General features: G+C 32.4%; 14 protein-coding genes. 12 read left to right on the top strand and 2 right to left on the bottom strand.

The annotated features are described in order from the left end of the window. The first annotated feature begins 1 nt into the window (after position 1). Together CAB05_RS17660 and CAB05_RS17665 are read left to right on the top strand one after the other, a co-directional pair. A complete protein-coding gene (locus CAB05_RS17660) occupies positions 2–1,132 on the top strand; it encodes a glycerate kinase (RefSeq protein ID WP_088002289.1) in 1,131 nt (376 codons plus the stop codon). 198 nt (positions 1,133–1,330) lie between these two features. Further along, the gene (locus CAB05_RS17665) at positions 1,331–3,562 is read left to right on the top strand and encodes a heparinase II/III family protein (protein WP_088002291.1); all 2,232 of its coding nucleotides are present in this window, start codon (positions 1,331–1,333) and stop codon (positions 3,560–3,562) included. 95 nt (positions 3,563–3,657) lie between these two features. Here CAB05_RS17665 and CAB05_RS17670 read toward each other — a convergent pair whose 3' ends face one another. Further along, positions 3,658–3,873: a hypothetical protein gene (locus CAB05_RS17670; protein ID WP_088002293.1), complete on the bottom strand. Its 216-nt coding sequence runs from the start codon at positions 3,871–3,873 to the stop codon at positions 3,658–3,660. Positions 3,874–4,101: 228 nt separating this feature from the next. Here CAB05_RS17670 and CAB05_RS17675 point away from each other — a divergent pair, with 228 nt between their 5' ends. The 5 genes from CAB05_RS17675 (at position 4,102) to CAB05_RS17695 (ending at position 10,318) form a co-directional block, all read left to right on the top strand. Beyond that, positions 4,102–5,142, top strand: a complete 1,041-nt coding sequence (locus CAB05_RS17675) for a DUF3048 domain-containing protein (protein ID WP_088002295.1) — start codon at positions 4,102–4,104, stop codon at positions 5,140–5,142. 204 nt (positions 5,143–5,346) lie between these two features. Then, positions 5,347–7,389: a SpoIID/LytB domain-containing protein gene (locus CAB05_RS17680; RefSeq protein ID WP_088002297.1), complete on the top strand. Its 2,043-nt coding sequence runs from the start codon at positions 5,347–5,349 to the stop codon at positions 7,387–7,389. 116 nt (positions 7,390–7,505) lie between these two features. After that, entirely contained in the window at positions 7,506–8,192 is a 687-nt protein-coding gene (locus tag CAB05_RS17685) for a GNAT family N-acetyltransferase (RefSeq protein WP_235821553.1), read from the top strand. 145 nt (positions 8,193–8,337) lie between these two features. After that, entirely contained in the window at positions 8,338–9,315 is a 978-nt protein-coding gene (locus CAB05_RS17690; RefSeq protein ID WP_088002301.1) for a processed acidic surface protein, read from the top strand. Positions 9,316–9,454: 139 nt separating this feature from the next. Next, positions 9,455–10,318 carry a pentapeptide repeat-containing protein gene (locus CAB05_RS17695; protein WP_088002303.1) on the top strand — a complete coding sequence of 288 codons (864 nt, stop codon included), beginning with the start codon at positions 9,455–9,457 and terminating at the stop codon, positions 10,316–10,318. A 91-nt stretch (positions 10,319–10,409) separates the two neighbouring features. Here the strand turns inward: CAB05_RS17695 and pdxR are convergent, their stop codons facing one another. After that, on the bottom strand, positions 10,410–11,843 hold the full coding sequence (gene pdxR, locus CAB05_RS17700; protein ID WP_088002306.1) for a MocR-like pyridoxine biosynthesis transcription factor PdxR: 1,434 nt from the start codon (positions 11,841–11,843) through the stop codon (positions 10,410–10,412). A gap of 138 nt (positions 11,844–11,981) precedes the next feature. On the opposite strand from pdxR, the gene CAB05_RS17705 reads away from it, so the two are divergent. From CAB05_RS17705 to CAB05_RS17725, 5 genes are all read left to right on the top strand, one after another. After that, positions 11,982–12,923 carry a DMT family transporter gene (locus CAB05_RS17705; protein ID WP_088002308.1) on the top strand — a complete coding sequence of 314 codons (942 nt, stop codon included), beginning with the start codon at positions 11,982–11,984 and terminating at the stop codon, positions 12,921–12,923. A gap of 310 nt (positions 12,924–13,233) precedes the next feature. Further along, positions 13,234–14,442: a DHHW family protein gene (locus CAB05_RS17710; RefSeq protein WP_088002310.1), complete on the top strand. Its 1,209-nt coding sequence runs from the start codon at positions 13,234–13,236 to the stop codon at positions 14,440–14,442. Between the two features lie 31 nt (positions 14,443–14,473). Beyond that, on the top strand, positions 14,474–15,901 hold the full coding sequence (locus CAB05_RS17715) for an MBOAT family O-acyltransferase (RefSeq protein WP_088002312.1): 1,428 nt from the start codon (positions 14,474–14,476) through the stop codon (positions 15,899–15,901). Positions 15,902–16,138: 237 nt separating this feature from the next. After that, positions 16,139–16,408 (top strand): hypothetical protein, encoded by a 270-nt coding sequence (locus CAB05_RS17720; RefSeq protein ID WP_088002314.1) that lies wholly within the window; start codon positions 16,139–16,141, stop codon positions 16,406–16,408. Between the two features lie 181 nt (positions 16,409–16,589). Then, the gene (locus CAB05_RS17725) at positions 16,590–18,062 is read left to right on the top strand and encodes a flavin monoamine oxidase family protein (protein WP_088002418.1); all 1,473 of its coding nucleotides are present in this window, start codon (positions 16,590–16,592) and stop codon (positions 18,060–18,062) included. Positions 18,063–18,074 lie beyond the last annotated feature (12 nt).

Raw genomic sequence — 18,074 nt, forward strand, 5'->3', positions numbered from 1 at the left:
AATGAAAGTTGTCATATTACCTGATTCCTTTAAAGAAAGTTTAGATGCAACTGGAGTGGCAGAAGCTATTCATAAAGGATTTTCATCTATTTTTCCAAATGCAGATTATCATTTATTACCACTTGCTGACGGTGGTGAAGGTACAGTTCAAGCGTTAATTGCATCAACGGAAGGGATGATAGAAACTATTTCAGTAACAGGTCCACTTTTTGAGCAAGTAAATGCTGAAATTGCCTTCTCGAAGGATGGTAGAAGTGCTTATATTGAAATGGCAGAGGCTTGTGGACTTCATTTAGTTCCAAAGGAAAAGCGAGATCCTTTCAAGACAACTTCTTTTGGTGTTGGTCAAAGTATTAAATATGCTGTTGAACGAGGAGCTACTGAACTAATTATTGGTGTTGGTGGTAGTTCGACGAATGACGGTGGTATTGGGATGGCAGCAGCTTTAGGGTATCAATTCTTTGATCAAGATGGTCGAGAAGTTGAAGGGAATGGACAATCTCTTTTAAAAGTCACTTCTATGTCAGCAACCAATCGAAATCCTAAGCTTTCAGATGTTAACATCACAATTGCTGCAGATGTAGTGAATCCGTTAATTGGCGAAAATGGTGCAACATATGTATTTGGACCACAAAAAGGACTTCCAGCTAACAAATTGGATGAATTAGATCAAGCAATGGGGAAATTTTATAAAATTGCTGAAAGTTATTTAGGCAAGCAAGTTTCAACAATACCTGGAAGTGGCGCTGGCGGCGGAATGGGAGCTGGGCTGATGTTATTTGCGAATGCATCCATTAAAAAAGGTATAGAGCTAGTACTCGAGCATTTAAATGTCGTAGAGGTATGTAAAGATGCTGACATAGTAATTGTTGGAGAAGGTAGAATGGATGGGCAAACCGTTTTTGGCAAAGCCCCTGTTGGAGCAGCTGCATGTGCACCACCAAATGCAAAAGTCATTGCAATATGTGGAAGCATAGGAAATGGCAGTGAAGAGTTGTATAATCATGGAATCGACGCTATTTTCCCAACAATCCCTGCAATATTACCAATAGAAGAAATCATGGGTAATGCTTTTAACAATATCGAAAGAACGGCTAGAAATGTAGCGTCTCTTCTAAAAGGAACGATATAATCAAAAAATCCAAACATTTTAAAAATGTTTGGATTTTTTTTTGTTCTTGATTTGAGCGTGAAGAAATCGTTGTAAATTGGCGAATAGTATTTGTTGCAAAATAAATATTTGTAATATTTAGAATTTAATAATAAAAAAGATTATTTACTTTTCATTGTATACTTAATAGATTAATTGATTAATTTTTTTGGAGGTACTATGAAAAAGATTACGATAGCATTGTTAACGGTTGCTATTTTTATTGGCAGCTCAATTCATTCATATGCGGCTGCTATTGTGGATAAAGAGATTTTTCTTACAAAAAGAAGTGGTATTACAAAGGATACCGTACTTAACGCCGACCGCATACTAGATGGAGAATTATTTGTATCACCAAAATATCCCTTTTATAAGCCTTATAAGGCTATTAATTGGAAAGAAGACCCTTACAAAAACACTACATGGCGTTTATATTATCAAAGTTTAGACACATTAAGCTACTTAACAAATGCATATGAAGTGACAAAGGATCCTAAGTATTTATCTTATGGCTTTAGTTTAATTCAAAGCTTTTGGAAAGCAAATGGAAATCCAGCAAGACCGACAGACTCATATACATATAATGCGCATGCGCTAGCAAATAGGACAAATAATTTATTGTATTTCTATCATTATTTCATTAGTTCACCAATTGTTACTTACTCGAGTAAACAGTATTTAAAAACAGTTCTTAGAAAACACGGTACCTACTTAAATAGTTCAAAATACTATAATTCAAAAACAAATCATGGCTACTTTCAAGACCGTTCACTATTCGAGTTAGCTTCTTATTTTCCAGAAGAAACAACTAGTGTCCAATGGAAGAGTAATGCAGTATACCGTACAAAAACCCACATCAAGAGAGATTTTACTCCAGAAGGCCTTCATAAGGAACATAGCCCACAATACTTTTTAGTCGTCCTAAATCTTGTTCAGGATATGAATAAAATCGCTGAGGACGCTGAGCTTACACAATTTCTTTTAAAAGAACAAAATGCGTTTTCTAAACTAGTATTATCTAATTTTACGATTCCTAGATTAGGAGATTCAGATCAAACAAAATTACCTAAAACTACTTCTTATTCAGTACTAGATCCTGAATTTGAATATGTACTGACAAAAGGGAAACAAGGAAAACAGCCTTCATTAGTTAGTAATATTTCAAATTCCGTAGCTGTTATTCGTGATGGATGGGGGGCAAATACGACTTCATTATTGTTTACAACGAGTAATTTTAGTACGACACATAAACATGCTGACGATTTATCTTTCATTCTTACTCAAAAAGGGAAAGAAATATTTACGGACAGCGGAAAATATAATTATGATACAAAAGATGCTTACCAAAAATACTTGCGATCGACTTTTGCACATAATGTAGTTACAGTTGATGGGAAGTCATATCCTATTTCTTCAAGTAATGTAGGTAAAGCAAAAATGACGAATTTTATCGATACGCCTGAACATGTTATTGTCATGGGGGAACATACTATTTATAGCGGCGTACGAGTTTATCGAACAATTGTATATTTGAAAAATAAGAAAGTAACATTAATTCAAGATGAAATTATATCTGACGCTAATCATAAAACAAATCAAGTTTTTAATATAGGTCAAAATGTTCCAACTCAAACACTTGATTCAAATACTGTTCTATTGAATAATTCAATGACTATGAAACAGCATGTGCAATCAAATTTGGTTGAATATTATGGACAAAAATCCCCAATTAGAGGATTTGGATCAACACTGTTTAATAATCTGTATCCACTTAAACAATTAGATTTTGAATCTAATGGAAATAATGTTCAATACTTTACAAGTCTTAGCTCTACACCAAATAATGTATCGCAGTTTTCATTAAATGAAGACCTATACACGATTTCAATGTCAGATGGTTCTACTTATAATGTGGCAAAACCAATGACAACACCTTTCGTAAATAAATTTACAAATTTAGATATAAAGCTAAATGGATTTACGCAAGGTGGGGCTAATATTAATGTATTATCAGGCCAAACAGTCATCGCGACCGGTCAAGCTACTACGACAGGGAATTTTGCCATTGATGTACCGTTACAATTGGCAGGTACAAATTTGACTGTCGTTGCAACTAGTAAAAATGGTCAGTACACGGCTTCTGGAACTGTAACGGTAAAAGATGAAATAGCTCCTGACATTCCAACAATTAACACGGTTAGTGCGAATTCAAAAATCATAACTGGTAAGGCAGAAGGAAATGCGACAGTTATTGTGAAAGTTGGTAATAGAACGTACACGACTAAAGCCGATAAATATGGAAAGTATCAAATCAAAGTGACAATGCCTATTAAAAAAGGAACAAATATTTCCGTATCTGCAAAAGATCTTTCGGGAAATATGAGCGATTTATTTAAATTGAAGGCTAGTTAAAAAAGAAGAATAAAAGAAAATAAAAAATGGATAAGCTAAAAGAAGATAAATTCAAAAAAAGAGTGGGTTATGATCCCCACTACTTTAATTGAATATTATCTTCTTTTCTTTTTCGGGTCATTTATGAAGGTTGGTTTCTTAATGACTTCCAATTCAACTAGTACATTAACATGTTTATCATTTATAGGCTGAACACTTAATATAGTTCCTTTTCTACCCTTAATAACAACGGGATCGCCCTCTGATGGGGCATTATTACGCAGTTGATTTAATAATTCAACGTTTTTATCATAAAAATGAACTACGATCATCGGAAGTCAACTCCTCAAATCAAATTTATCTTTATACAATATTTATCATTCAGTAAATTAAGAACAATAATTTATCTTACTTCTGCTTTTAGAATTGGTTATATTAGAAGGTCTAAAAATCTGTCTGTATCAATCGGTTTATTTTTGTAAAATTCTTATAAATCACTATCTATTTTTAGTTTTTTTTAATACAATTTAAGAAAATACGCTTATTATGTGGGGATAACAATGCTAAAAAAAACCTTTTGTATCATCGCAATTAGTACACTTTTATTTGGTTGTCAGCACGAAGGGAAATCAGTAAAGACGGTAAAAAATGAAGGTAATAAAGAAGAACCAAAAAAAGAAGAAGTTATTGATAAAGAAGAAATCGATACGATTTTTGCTCCTTTAAATGGTTTACCAATTAGTCAGGCTAGTGAACAAAGGCCGGTAGCTGTAATGGTAAATAATTTTCACTTAGCGAGACCTCAGAGCGGTCTTGGTAAAGCAGATCTTGTTTATGAAGTTTTGGCTGAAGGTGATATCACGAGATTTTTAGCTGTATTTCAAAGTAATATACCAGTTAAAATTGGTCCAGTTCGTAGCGCAAGAGATTATTATATTGATTTAGCAAACGGTTATCACGCTTTATTTATTTGTCATGGTAATAGTCCGAAAGCGAAAGAAATGATGGACGCTGGATTGATTGACTCTTTAAATGGTTTAATTTATGATGGCACTTTATTTAAAAGAGATCCAAATAGGAAAGCACCTCATAACTCTTATATTTTAAAAGAAGGAATTGAAAAGGGTGTTGAAAAAAGAAACTATTCATTTACTGAAAAAGTAACACCACTTGATTTTACACAAGATCCAGTCGCCTTTGATAGTTCTTGGAATAGTGTAAATGAAGTATTTATTAAGTACTCTTATAATCCGGATAATAATGTAACATATAAATTTACAGAAACGAACAAACATTTCCAACGATATCAAGATGGTGTAGTTGCAAAGGATGCACTTGATGGGAAGCAACTACAAATTAAAAATATTTTGATTGTAGAATCTACACACAAATTCATTGATAAATATGGACGTCGTTCAGTTGACTTAAAAAGTGGAGGAAAAGGCTACTATTTAGTTGATGGGAAATATAAAAATATTCAATGGAAAAATGTTGATGGCCGAATTATTCCATTTACATTAGAAGGAACAGAAATAGAGTTTTCTCCAGGTCAAACATGGATTAATTTCGTCCCTTCTTTAAGTACGGTGACAATTAAATAAAAAGTAATAGTAAAAAGAGCAAATAATTCGTTATTTGCTCTTTTTAATGTAATTGAAACATTCATTACATTTATATTTCAATCATATTAATTAAACTTAATCATAGTTGTTTATATGCTACAATAATTTTGGATTTTCATATAAATAGATTAATAGAAAGAAACTAGGAAAAGATAGTTTCATAGGAAGAGGCGAAGAAAAGGTTTGAAGAGATTATTTACTTTTAGCTTAATTTTATCAATTATTTTTTCTCAATTTCCATTTAATTCTGAAGTTAACGCTGCAGAGATGGAACCACTAATTTCAGTCAAGTTAGTTAATTATTTAGGAAACAAAAATGAAGTGACAGTGAAATCATCAGATAGCTATGCAGTAAAAAATTCAAGTATCCGATTACAACCGAATACTGAATACAAAATAAAAATAGCGTCTGATGGAGTAGCCCTTTATTCAGGGGATGAATTGCTTGGAAATTTTACAAGTATTGATTTAGTACCTTTTCAATATGAATCTCCATTACTTATTAATGGAAGAAGTTATTTAGGAAATTTTTCATTTGTTAATGAAAACAATTATGTTCGTCCTATTAATACTTTACCAATGGAGGATTATCTGAAAGGTGTCGTGCCATTTGAGATGCCTGCTTCATGGAATCTAGAAGCATTAAAGGCTCAAACTATTTCTGCAAGAACATATGCAATGAGACATGTTAATGCAAACAAAGTGATTAACGATACAGTTAGCTACCAAGTTTATGGTGGATATACTTGGAATGAAAATAGCTCAAAAGCTGTTGATCAGACTTTTAGTCGAGTACTAAAATATAATAATTCGTTAATCGATGCAGTATTTTCATCGAGTAATGGAGGAAAAACTGAATCAAATGAAAATGCATGGGGAAGTTCACCATTACCATATTTTCCAATTAAAAATGATCCATATGATAGTGCTACACCTTGGTCAGTTGCACTTTTCAAAACACAGATTGATTTAACAGGCAAGGATTTAAAAGATTCAAATTCATGGTGGAATACGATTAGTGAACGAGATGAACAGATTACTACGAATATTAAAACATGGATGAAATCAAATGGTTATTCAGGTAAGACAATTAAAATTGTCAAAATACCTAAATTAACTTTAACGAATCCATCATCTGGTGGTAGAGTTACAAAAGGTAATTTAAGTGTGGATTTCATTGCAAAAGATGAATTAGACACAAATGGAAACATAAAAATTCAACATTTAAATTTAACAGATGTTGCTGCATCTAAAATTAGGGCGGCAATTGGATTAAGCTATATTAAAAGTTATCTAATGACTGATATGAATGAATCATCTAGTTCAATTTCTATCAAAGGTAAAGGTTACGGTCATGGGGTTGGATTAAGTCAGTACGGTGCTAAAAATATGGGTGAACAGGGTAAAAGTTATTCGGAAATCGTAAACTTCTATTATCCAGGAACAACTCTTTCATCACAGTATAGTGCAAAACAACCTCGTACAGGGTTCAAAGTGACAGCACCAAAAGTTAGCAGTGTAAGTAATCTAGATCAACAATTAACAGGAACTTCTGAGCCAGGTGCAGTCATAAAAGTGAGTGCTAATGGAAATCAAATTGGCACAACTGAAGTAGGATCAGATGGTAAGTTTTTAGTGAATATTCCAGTACAAAAAGCTGGAACAAGCCTATCAATCACAGCAACATTCAATGGTATTATTAGTAATCCAACAGTGATTAAAGTTGTTGATAAAATAGCACCTGCAACACCGGTTGTTAATACAATTAATAATAATTCAGCTTATATCACAGGTAAAAGCGAAGCATATGCGACTGTTACAGCGAAAATTGGTACACATACGTATACTGGCAGAGCTTATTCAAATGGAAATTATAAAATTGCCATTCCTGTTACAAATGCTGGAACTTCAATTTCGATTTCGGCAAAAGATAGTTCTGGAAATAGCAGTGCTGCAGTTACAAAAAGTGTGACAAGAGTCGGACCAAATTTACCAAAAGTAAATGCAGTTTATACGACATCAACACTTGTCCAAGGAACAGCTGAAAAATATTTAACGATTCAAGTGAAAATCGGAAGTAAGGTTTTTAAAACTAAGTCTTATAGTACTGGGGTATATAAACTAACGATTCCAAAACAAAAAGCTGGAACTAAAGTGTCTGTAAATGCAATTGATTCTAAAGGGAATATAAGTGCAACAAGAACAACTTCAGTCGTAGCGAGATAATCGTAAAAGGATAGACTCAATCAGAGAATTCTGGTTGATCTATCTTTTTTTTGTGATGAGATAAAGGAATTTCTCACCAATATCATGAATGGTATTTGTATACGATGTTAGGAGGAATGTATTTGTTATCAGATATGGAGCTTTTAGATTGTCATGTTCAAGTATTATATAAACACAATGAGTTCAACCAAATAACACATATAAATGAACTACCTTATGATAATGCGCCAATGATCTATATTGGCACTACAAAGAACGGTAAAATAGTAAGATATTCGAATGAATTAGATGAAAACTTGGTAAATGATTTAGATAAGGCTATCCAATCAAGTTCGAATATTGAACTAGCAGAAATCATTAACATGTTAAATATACATAAACAACTGAGCAGTGTGTGGATTGGGCCAGCGTATGTATTTCCGAAATTAAGAGAGCAAAAATCATCAACAAATGTTATACAGATTACTCATTCAAATAAAGAGTTGTTAAAGGCAAATTTTCCTTATACATATGAAGAATTTGAATATAAGCAGCCATGTTATGCAATCATCCAAGATGATATGGCCGTTTCGATTTGTTGTAGTGCCAGACAAACCTCAATGGCTGCAGAAGCAAGTTTATATACACTTGAAGAATTTCGTGGAAAAGGATACGGTTTAGACGTTTCAAATGCTTGGGCTACGGACATACAAAGTCAAGGGCGTATCGCTTTATATAGCACATCATGGGATAATTTTTCATCACAATCGGTAGCAAAAAAACTAAAATTAATACAGTATGGAACTGACATCAACTTTAGTTAAATTCATCTGAAAATCCAAAATGCTTTTTAGTATTTTGGATTTTTTTATTTTATAAAATCTTCTGTTAAAATAATCTATTTTTCGATTATAATTAGAATTGTGAATTTTCGACAATTCAACAGAAAACGTCCACGGGGGAACAAACATGAAGAGAATCGCTGCAACATTTATTTTATCGGCTGCATTATTAGTACCTGGGGTAACAGCCAATGCTGCTCCTAAGCAGTCAGAATTAGACGCTTATTTAGCAAGTATCCAATTAACACAAACACAACTAGAAGAGTATCTAGAGAGCTATGGAGATTCATTAGATGAGTATGATACAGTAGCTGATTTAAAAGATGTATTAGGTGAACGTCTTACTGATGAAACATTAGCTGCGATACTTGAAGAGTATGATGTTACTGAACAAGAAGTTATTGATCTTGCCGTAGAATACGATGATATGGATCCAGGTGCAAGTCTTTTAGATACATATCTTTTTACAAGTGATATTGAGTATTTAATTGATATAGAATACCCATCATATTCATTTAGTGATTTTATTAATGAGTATGATGAAGATATGGTATTCGGTGTGGTTGGTGGATCAGGACTGACATCAGCTGAAATGAATAAATTTGTATCTCATGTAAGAGCCGTTTTTGAAAAAGAACCAGAGTCTGCTGCAAAAATGGATGTATTGTATGAAAATATAGTGAAAATGGGTATAGAAGATACGGCTGAATTAACACCTAGTGAAACAGCAGCTCTAATAAATACAATGAAAGAAATTGAAAAAACAATTCATATTGATATAAAAGTATTTAACGAACAAGGCGATGCAATGAAACCATTAGATTTCTTAGCATTACCGGTTTTAGAAGAGAACTATGTGTTAAAAGTATTAGATGATAAAGGGAATTTATTACTAGATATGATTATGTCGGATACATTACTATCAGGTGACGAACCTGGATTAGATGCAGATCCTATTATGGATATTAAGCATGATATAGGAATCATTAAGCACACTGAAAAGGGTGGGAAGTTACCAAAAACTGCTTCACATACAGCAGAGTGGGCATTATTTGGATTACTACTAGCTGCATCGGGTGTTGCACTTCGTAAAAAATTAAATTAGTAGAAAGAAGCATCCTAGCTTAGATTTTAGGATGCTTTTTTGTTCTAATCAGAATACGGTTAAATTGACCAGTAAAATATTCGATGATACGATAAAAAGTGAAATCTATATATTTACATAAGCGAAGGGAGGCAAAGGTATGTTGAAAAATCAAAGTCATACAGAATCTGATCAAAATTTAGGAGAATTAAAAGCAGATTGTGAGAAATGCTTTGGTCTATGTTGTGTGGCACTTCCCTTCGCGGCTTCAGCAGACTTTGCGTTAGATAAAGAAGCTGGAAGTCCTTGTATTAATTTGCAATCTGATTTTCGTTGTGGCGTGCATAAAAATTTAAGACAAATTGGCTTTCAAGGATGTACAGTATTTGATTGCTTTGGTGCAGGTCAAAAGGTTTCACAGTATACCTACAAAGGAAAAGATTGGAGATCAAATCCTGAATCTGCAAAGGAAATGTTTGACGTGTTTCCAATTATGCGTCAACTACAAGAAATGCTTTGGTATTTAAATGAGGCATTAACATTAAATCTAAATCCAAAAATTCATTCTGAGATAAAATGTGCTTTCGCTAAAACAGAACGACTTACTTATTTACCATCTGATAAACTGCTTGATTTAGATGTGGCAGCACATCGAGCGTATGTAAATGACATACTTTTGCAAACTAGTGAACTTGTAAGATCTGAAGCAATTCATCTTCAAGGAAATGGTAAGAAACGTCATAAAAACATTGGTCGAGGAGCAGATTTAATTGGAGCGAATTTAAAAGAAGCTAATCTTAGAGGAGCCAACTTAAGAGGTGCTTATCTAATAGCAGCAAATTTAAGAGGAGCGGATTTACGAAAAGCAGATTTAATTGGAGCAGATTTTCGTGATGCTGATATAAGTGGAGCAGACTTAACAGATAGTATTTTTTTAACTCAAGCACAGTTAAATGCAACAAAAGGCGATAACCTTACGAAAATTACAGCAAGATTAAATCGTCCCTTACATTGGACAAAATAAATCATGAATTTAAAAGAGACAAGCATTTAAAATGCGAGTCTCTTTTTTATACTGAATATAGTAAGATATCGGATTATAAAAGATTATTCTTTTAAAATTGGTTAATGATTTTACATAACTCTACTAAACCAATCGATAATTCATCCTCGCTAACAAGTGAGTAGCTAATTCGAAATGATGGTTCATTCGTTTTATTGTTGTAACAAGCAACGCCTGGTAAAAAAGAGATGTCTTTCTCATTGGCTTTTTTTAGTAAATCAAATATATCTATGGCAGGCTCATTAATTGATAACCACAAATTAAATCCACCGTTTGGAATTTGAAATTGTAAGCGATTTGTTTCATTTGAAAGGATGTCGACACTTGTATCACGTCTGAGCTGTAATGCAATCCTTAGTTTTTCAACATGATTTCTCATTCGATCTGTCCGAAGAAATGGCAGAATAGCTTTTTGAGTCAGTAAAGGACTACCAACATCCATAGATGCTTTAACAGCAAATAACCAATCAAAAATTGGACCATTTGCTAGCATTGCAGCAATACGAACTCCTGGTGCTAAAGTTTTACTAAAACCTTTAATGTAAATAACATGATGATCCCGATCATAATACTTAATTGGGTGCTGTCTTATCGACTGCTCAAAATAAATGTCACCAAATGAATCATCTTCCAAAATAAAAAAATTGTATCGCTCGGCAAGTTCAACTAATTCTTTACGTCGGTCACTACTCATAGATATGCCAGTCGGATTTTGAAATGACGGATTCACATATAATAATTTAGGTTTAAATCTATGAAACACTTCTTCAATCAAATCAGACCTAATGCCCTCATCATCCATTTCTATAGGGATAATGTGTATATCCTTATTAATAAATATATCTAATGCTCCCCCGTAACAAGGACTTTCAACAATAACTGAATCTCCAGGTTTCAGTACAGCTTGAGCAACTAAATCAATGCCTTGTTGGACGCCACTTGTAATAATGATATTTTCATGGTTCGAACGAATTTTTTGAAATTCCAATAAATGTTTTGAAATTTCGATTCTTAGCTCTTCATCACCTTGAACAGATCCATATGTCGTCAGGATTGAAGCATCTTCTTTTAATAATTTTTGTGTTTCTTCTGCTAAAAATTTATTTGGAAGAAGGCGTGGATAAACTACTGCTTTCGAAAAATTATACGTAACGGATTCTTTATTCATTAAATACTGGGAACGTACTACATTAATTCCAAGTGTTTGCTGCCAATTAGAGTGATCCTTTTTTTCTTGTAATCTATTCGTTTTTTTTAATACAAAAACACCTTTTCCCGGCTTAACCCAAACTAACCCATTTTTCTCGAGCCACTTGTATGCTTTTCTAATGGTCAATACGCTGATCGATAATTCGTCTGCTAAAATTCGTAAAGAAGGTAATTGTTCATTTTCTAAAAGAAGGCCACTATGAATTCGTTGGGCTATTTGATTACTAATTTGGAGATAAAATGGAATTGTAGATTGTTTATGAATATGAATTTTCATACGCTCACCATATGCTTTTTGATTTAACGTTAGTTAAAAAAAGGATAATAGTCAATCAAAAATATTCAACTGTTATATAGTCTCCTATACTGTTATACACCTAACTTCATATAATACGTTTAACGAAGGAGTGATAAAGTGATTATTATTAATTATATTCTTATTTGTATAATCTTTGGAACGACATTTCTAGCAATAAAGTTTGGGATTGTATCTGGAGTGCCGCCATTATTTTCAGCAGGATTAAGATTCTCTTTAGCTGGTATTCTGGTTATTTTATATTTTTTAAGTAAAGGAGAAAAAGTTTCTTCCTTTATTTTTTCAAAGAGAATAATGTTTATCGGATTTTGTTTAACTTTCATGACGTTTTCGACTCTGTACTGGGCAGAACAGTACATAACTTCAGGGTTAGCAGCTGTTCTTTCAGCAACTGGTCCGATGATGATTTTATTACTGCAACTGAAACGAAGTAAAAAAAGAATTGAAAAGAAACAGTTTATTGCTTTATTAATGGCATTTTCAGGTGTTATATGTGTTTGTTTACCAGGAATGAGTCAACACGTGACATATTTATGGATTGCAGCTTGTATAGCGGTATTAATCGGTGAAGTATTCTATGGATTTGGTTCAGTCTATTCAAAGGAATTTCTGACGGATTTTGAAGAAGTCTCTCCATTTTTAATAAATGCTGTGCAAATGTTATATGGCGGCGTATTTCTTCTTATAATTTCGTTACTGTTTGAAAAACCGTCCATTCAAACTTTGTATTCATGGGATGCAGTATGGCCAATCTTATATTTAATCTTTATCGGTTCAATTGGAGGACACGGATTATACACATGGCTATTATCAAAAACAAATCCTGTATTTCCTTCAACATGGCTTTACGTATCACCACTCATTGCAAGCGTATTAGGATATTTCGTAATGGATGAACCAATCAAAGCAATCATGGCAATTGGTGGCGTTCTGATATTAGTTGGGGTGTTTATCGCTAATTGGTCTACTTTTGCGTTATATAGAACACAGGGGAATTTCTTGAAAAAAGAGATAAAGGAGCATAAAGAAGAAATCATATAAATATTTAGTTTTTATAATTTGTCTACAAAATGAAGAAATCATATAAATATGATTTCTTTTTTTATTATTGGAGATTAAGGGAAAACTAAAAATTAATCGAAAAATGATGTTTTATGCCGCAAATATACTTTACTAACATACATGCGCTCTTATAAAATAAATAAGTTATGACATAAAAAATGATTATTTTTCCAATTGTAATATGCCTTTAATCGTTAAATAGTAACTCTAGTTAAGAAATAGGAGGGGTGTTGCTTTACGAACTAGATTTGCTAATCCTAAAAATAAATAAAAAGGTAAAGCATCTATAATGAAACATTCTAAATTGAATTTTAGTAATATCATCATTTCGTTATTCTTTTTTGGGATTCTTTTCGGTAGTTTCTTTTTAACAATGGTACTACCCGATAGGAAGGTTTCTGTCATTGAAAATAGAAGCTTAGCAACAAAACCAATATTAACTGGCGAATCATTTAAGAGCGGGAAATACTTTGATGAATATGAAACGTATCATAGTGATCAATACCCATTAAGAAATAAAATGCTAGAAATCAACGGTATATTTAAATATAAGATGATTGATCAAAAAATAGCTGAGATTGGTCCAAAGAAATATTACCGTTCAAATAATGGCTTTATCATTCAACAAAATTCAAATCAAAATCCTACTACTTTAGTAAACGAGGTAAAGGGATTAACTAGTGAACTATCTAAAAAGAATATTCCAGTATTTTATAGCATTATCCCACATAAGTCTGTATTTTTTGAAACTGAGTTACCTACATATCTTCCTAGTTATGGAAAGGAAAGTGTTAAGAAATTACGAGATGGTTTAGAATCGGTACCTTCTCTACATTTGGTTGACGTTGAAAAAGAACTTCGTAAACAGCCGAAAGAAGAAATTTATTTTAAAACGGATCATCATTGGAATACGAATGGTGCATTCATCGGTTACCAAAAAATTGTTTCAGAATTGAATAAAACCTTACCGGAAATTGGTGATCCAATTTCGAAGGATACTTTTAAATTTGAAAAAAAAGGACTAGCATTTAATGGGTCATATGCACGATCAACGACTTTATCATTTGTTACGGAATCTGATCAAATGATCGTTCCAACAAACGATATCATATCGCCAACCGTAAAAGCGTGTATTGATAAAGATAACAAATGTGATGATCCTGTATTTTTCCCTGAGAAGTTAACTGAAGTTAACCCATATACAGATCGTTTTGTTTATTTCGGATTAAATCAAGCGTTAATACGATACAAAAACTCAGATCCTATTTCTCAAAAAAAATTAGTCATTTTAAAGGACTCATATGCAAAACCGATTATCCCATTTTTAACAAAACATTTTAAAGAAGTAGATGTACTTGATACACGATATTTCGGAGAAGATGCAAATTTTAAAAATAGTTCAGCTGTTAAGTTTATAGAAGAAGAGAAGCCAGATGCTGTTATTTTTATCACGAATACGACTGCAGTAGAAAAAAATATTACGGAATATATACAGTAATCGATTCTGTTTTGGAAAGGATTAAAAGGGAATGGTTTTTAGTTCGACGGTATTTATGTTTTGGTTTTTACCAATCGTTTTATTGGTTTATTTTATAATTCCACGTTCTATAAAGAACTTATGGTTACTAGTAGCTAGTTTGTTTTTCTATGCATGGGGAGAGCCTACTTATGTATGGTTAATGATTTTCTCAATTATTATGAACTACTTTTTTGGATTAGCAGTTGATAAAAATAGAGAGAAAAAAGCAAAGATTAAATGGATTATGGTTGCAATGGTATGTAGCAATCTATTTATTCTAGGAATTTTTAAATATACTAATTTCATCGCAGAGAATATAGAGAAGCTAACAGGATTAACAATTGATGTGCCAGTTATTCCTTTACCAATTGGTATTTCATTCTTTACATTCCATGCACTTAGTTATGTAATTGATGTTTATCGTGGTGAGAGAAAAGTACAAAAGAATCCTTTAAATTTAGCACTGTATATTACGATGTTCCCACAATTAGTTGCAGGACCTATTGTAAGATATCAAACAGTTGCAAATGAATTAAATAAACGCACAGAAAGTTTAGAGTTAATTTTCTATGGGATTAAGCGTTTTATCATTGGACTAGCGAAGAAAATGCTTCTAGCGAATAATTTTGGCTTAATTGCAGACCAAATTTTTGCTCAGTCTCCAGATCAAATGACAACAGGTATGGCGTGGATTGGAATTCTGTCATATTCATTACAAATTTTCTTCGATTTTGCAGGTTACTCAGACATGGCAATTGGGTTAGGAAAAATGTTTGGTTTCCACTTCCTAGAGAACTTTAATTATCCATATATTTCTCGTTCGGTAGCAGAGTTCTGGAGAAGATGGCATATTTCTTTAGGTACTTGGTTTAGAGACTATTTATATATTCCATTAGGTGGAAATAGAGGGTCAAATTACGAGACATACCGAAACCTATTTATTGTTTGGTTAGCTACAGGAATTTGGCATGGGGCAAGCTGGACCTTTATTGCATGGGGATTATATTATGGATTTTGGATCGCGGTTGAACGTGCTGGATTTGGTAAGTTAATTAGTGCTTTACCTAAAATCATACAGCATGCTTATGCTTTAATTATCGTGATAGTAGGTTGGGTATTTTTCCGATCTGAAACTTTCACATATGCATTTGATTATATAAAGACGATGTTTGCCTTTAATGGAACAGGTCTATGGAATGCATCAAATAATTTCTATGTATCTGAATATGGCATTTTATTTATCATTGCAGTAATTGCAGCAACGCCGATCGGTAAAATTGTTGCTCATAAAATAGGAGATTGGTTAATTTCCAAAAATAGAATTACTTATTTTGGTTTTCAACTTGGTGAAGCAGGATGGTATTGTTTACTACTATTAATTTCATTATCATACGTTGTAGCTAGTACATTTAATCCGTTTATCTATTTCAAGTTTTAATAAATATGGAAGAGACTATGTGTAGGAGTTTTATAAACATTCCAACACATAGTCTCTTTTTTTATGACTGTTTTCGTATATATTATTGCTATAAGTAATGCGTTAGTTGAATACAACTCCAGGATGCTCCCTTTCCGAAAATCTTCTAGAAAAGTAAGTGTATTTTCTCATGAGTTAAAGATTCTATCATATAATGATTGTAGAGAGTATCCAAGTCCAAAAAAAGGAGATAAATATATGTGGCTAATCCTTTTTGTATTAACATATTTTATTCTATATTCTGGAGCTAAAAAAGAAATAAAAGCAAGCTCTGAATCATTAGCACTCCATATTTTTGGATATTATTTTTTAAGTGTTATTAACTTCTCAATCAATCAATTTCCAATACCACTTGGCTTTATTATTGCGATGTTTTTGGTCAATCGTACTTCTGTAAACAATAAAGATGTAAAAAAAGTTGCTTGTTATGTCGGTTTGATTTTATGGTTTATTGGTATTTTTTTATAAGGTGAAAAAATAGTAACCCTATGATTTCAGTAATGAAATCACAGGGTTTTATTTTTTAATTAATTCATTCTTACGATGATTTATTAATTTCCATTTGAATGATATTTCGAAAAGAGTGGATTTATTCTAAATATTTTTAAATTGAATAAAAATAGATGGTAGAAGATGAAAATTGAAAGGGATGATGCATATTAACCCTTTATTTCTTTCAAATGATCAAATGCTCTCAATTATTCGAGATGGATTAATAAAAACAGCAGCCCCAAAGAATATAATGATTATTGGTGCTGGTATGGCAGGTTTGGTTGCAGGATCATTGCTAAAAGAAGCAGGCCACAAAATTACAATTATTGAGGCAAATGACCGAATCGGTGGAAGAATACTTACAAAAAGATATCCGTTTTTAAATAACCAGTATTTAGAGTTAGGCGCAATGAGAATTCCTTCTATTCACCATTTAACGCTTGAGTATATTCGTAAGTTTAAATTACCATTAAATGAATTTATCAATAGTACGCCAAATGATCTGATCTATGTTAATAATGTCTTTACAACTTTAAAAGATTATATGCAAAATCCAGATATATTAAAATTTCCTGTTGCTCCCAATGAAAAAGGTAAAACGGCTGAAGAGTTATTAATACTTGCCTTGGGTCCAGTATTAGAATTTATCAACCAAGATCCTGTACGTAATTTAGAAATTGTGATTGAAAAGTATGATCAATATTCAATGGATTACTTTTTACGATATAATCCAGTTGGATTATCTTTATCTACAGGTGCTATTGATATGATTAAAGCAATAATAGGTATAGAAGGGTTTCCAGAATTATCGTTTACATCAATTCTCATGGAAATTTATGTGCTATTTTCAAAGAATCTAAAATTATATGAAATTACTGGCGGAACTGATTTACTACCGAATGCGTTTTTACCACAATTAAAAAATGATATTATATTAAACCAAAAGTTAACAAAAATTTTTCAAAATGATCATAATGTTACATTATACACGGAGCACACCAAGGCCTTAACAAAACACCGTGTTTCTTGTGACTTAGTCATATGTACAATACCTTTTACTGTTTTAAATTTTGTTGAGATCTACCCAATTGAATCCATTTCTTACGCTAAATGGAAAGCGATACGGGAGTTACATTATACTGACTCAGTGAAAACGGGATTACAGTTCAGGACGAGATTTTGGGAAAAATTAGGCTTTTTTGGAGGGAAAATTACGACAGATCTCCCAATTAAATTTTCATATTTACCTAGTCATGAGTTGGGAATGAACACAACAGGCATTGTTCTTGCAAGTTATACTTGGGGGGATGATGCATTTATATGGAACAGATTATCTGAAAATCAACGAATAAGGGCTGCTTTAAATAATCTTGCAAGGATATATGGTGATATCGTTTATAAAGAATTTCTGTTGGGTTCCTCAATTAGTTGGTCAAATAATCTGTATTCGGGTGGTGCTTTTGTAATATTTAAACCTGAGCAACAAAGGGATTTTGGTAAAGATATTGGTACACCGGAAGGACGAATACACTTCGCAGGAGAACACACTTCTAGTGCCACAGCATGGATTCAAGGTGCAATCGAGTCAGGGATTCGCGTTGCGTTTGAAATTAATCAATCGTTAAGATAAAAACTCTGCCTT

Origin of the sequence: Gottfriedia solisilvae (genome assembly GCF_002128405.1) — a bacterium.
Taxonomy (GTDB): Bacteria; Bacillota; Bacilli; order Bacillales; family Bacillaceae_G; genus Gottfriedia; species Gottfriedia solisilvae.

Excerpts from the sequence above, each read along its gene's own strand:
- CAB05_RS17660 (WP_088002289.1), top strand. The coding sequence starts at position 2 with ATGAAAGTTGTCATATTACCTGATTCCTTTAAAGAAAGTTTAGATGCA.
- CAB05_RS17665 (WP_088002291.1), top strand. The coding sequence starts at position 1,331 with ATGAAAAAGATTACGATAGCATTGTTAACGGTTGCTATTTTTATTGGC.
- CAB05_RS17670 (WP_088002293.1), bottom strand. The coding sequence starts at position 3,873 with ATGATCGTAGTTCATTTTTATGATAAAAACGTTGAATTATTAAATCAA.
- CAB05_RS17675 (WP_088002295.1), top strand. The coding sequence starts at position 4,102 with ATGCTAAAAAAAACCTTTTGTATCATCGCAATTAGTACACTTTTATTT.
- CAB05_RS17685 (WP_235821553.1), top strand. The coding sequence starts at position 7,506 with ATGTATTTGTTATCAGATATGGAGCTTTTAGATTGTCATGTTCAAGTA.
- CAB05_RS17690 (WP_088002301.1), top strand. The coding sequence starts at position 8,338 with ATGAAGAGAATCGCTGCAACATTTATTTTATCGGCTGCATTATTAGTA.
- CAB05_RS17695 (WP_088002303.1), top strand. The coding sequence starts at position 9,455 with ATGTTGAAAAATCAAAGTCATACAGAATCTGATCAAAATTTAGGAGAA.
- pdxR (WP_088002306.1), bottom strand. The coding sequence starts at position 11,843 with ATGAAAATTCATATTCATAAACAATCTACAATTCCATTTTATCTCCAA.
- CAB05_RS17710 (WP_088002310.1), top strand. The coding sequence starts at position 13,234 with ATGAAACATTCTAAATTGAATTTTAGTAATATCATCATTTCGTTATTC.
- CAB05_RS17715 (WP_088002312.1), top strand. The coding sequence starts at position 14,474 with ATGGTTTTTAGTTCGACGGTATTTATGTTTTGGTTTTTACCAATCGTT.
- CAB05_RS17720 (WP_088002314.1), top strand. The coding sequence starts at position 16,139 with ATGTGGCTAATCCTTTTTGTATTAACATATTTTATTCTATATTCTGGA.
- CAB05_RS17725 (WP_088002418.1), top strand. The coding sequence starts at position 16,590 with ATGATGCATATTAACCCTTTATTTCTTTCAAATGATCAAATGCTCTCA.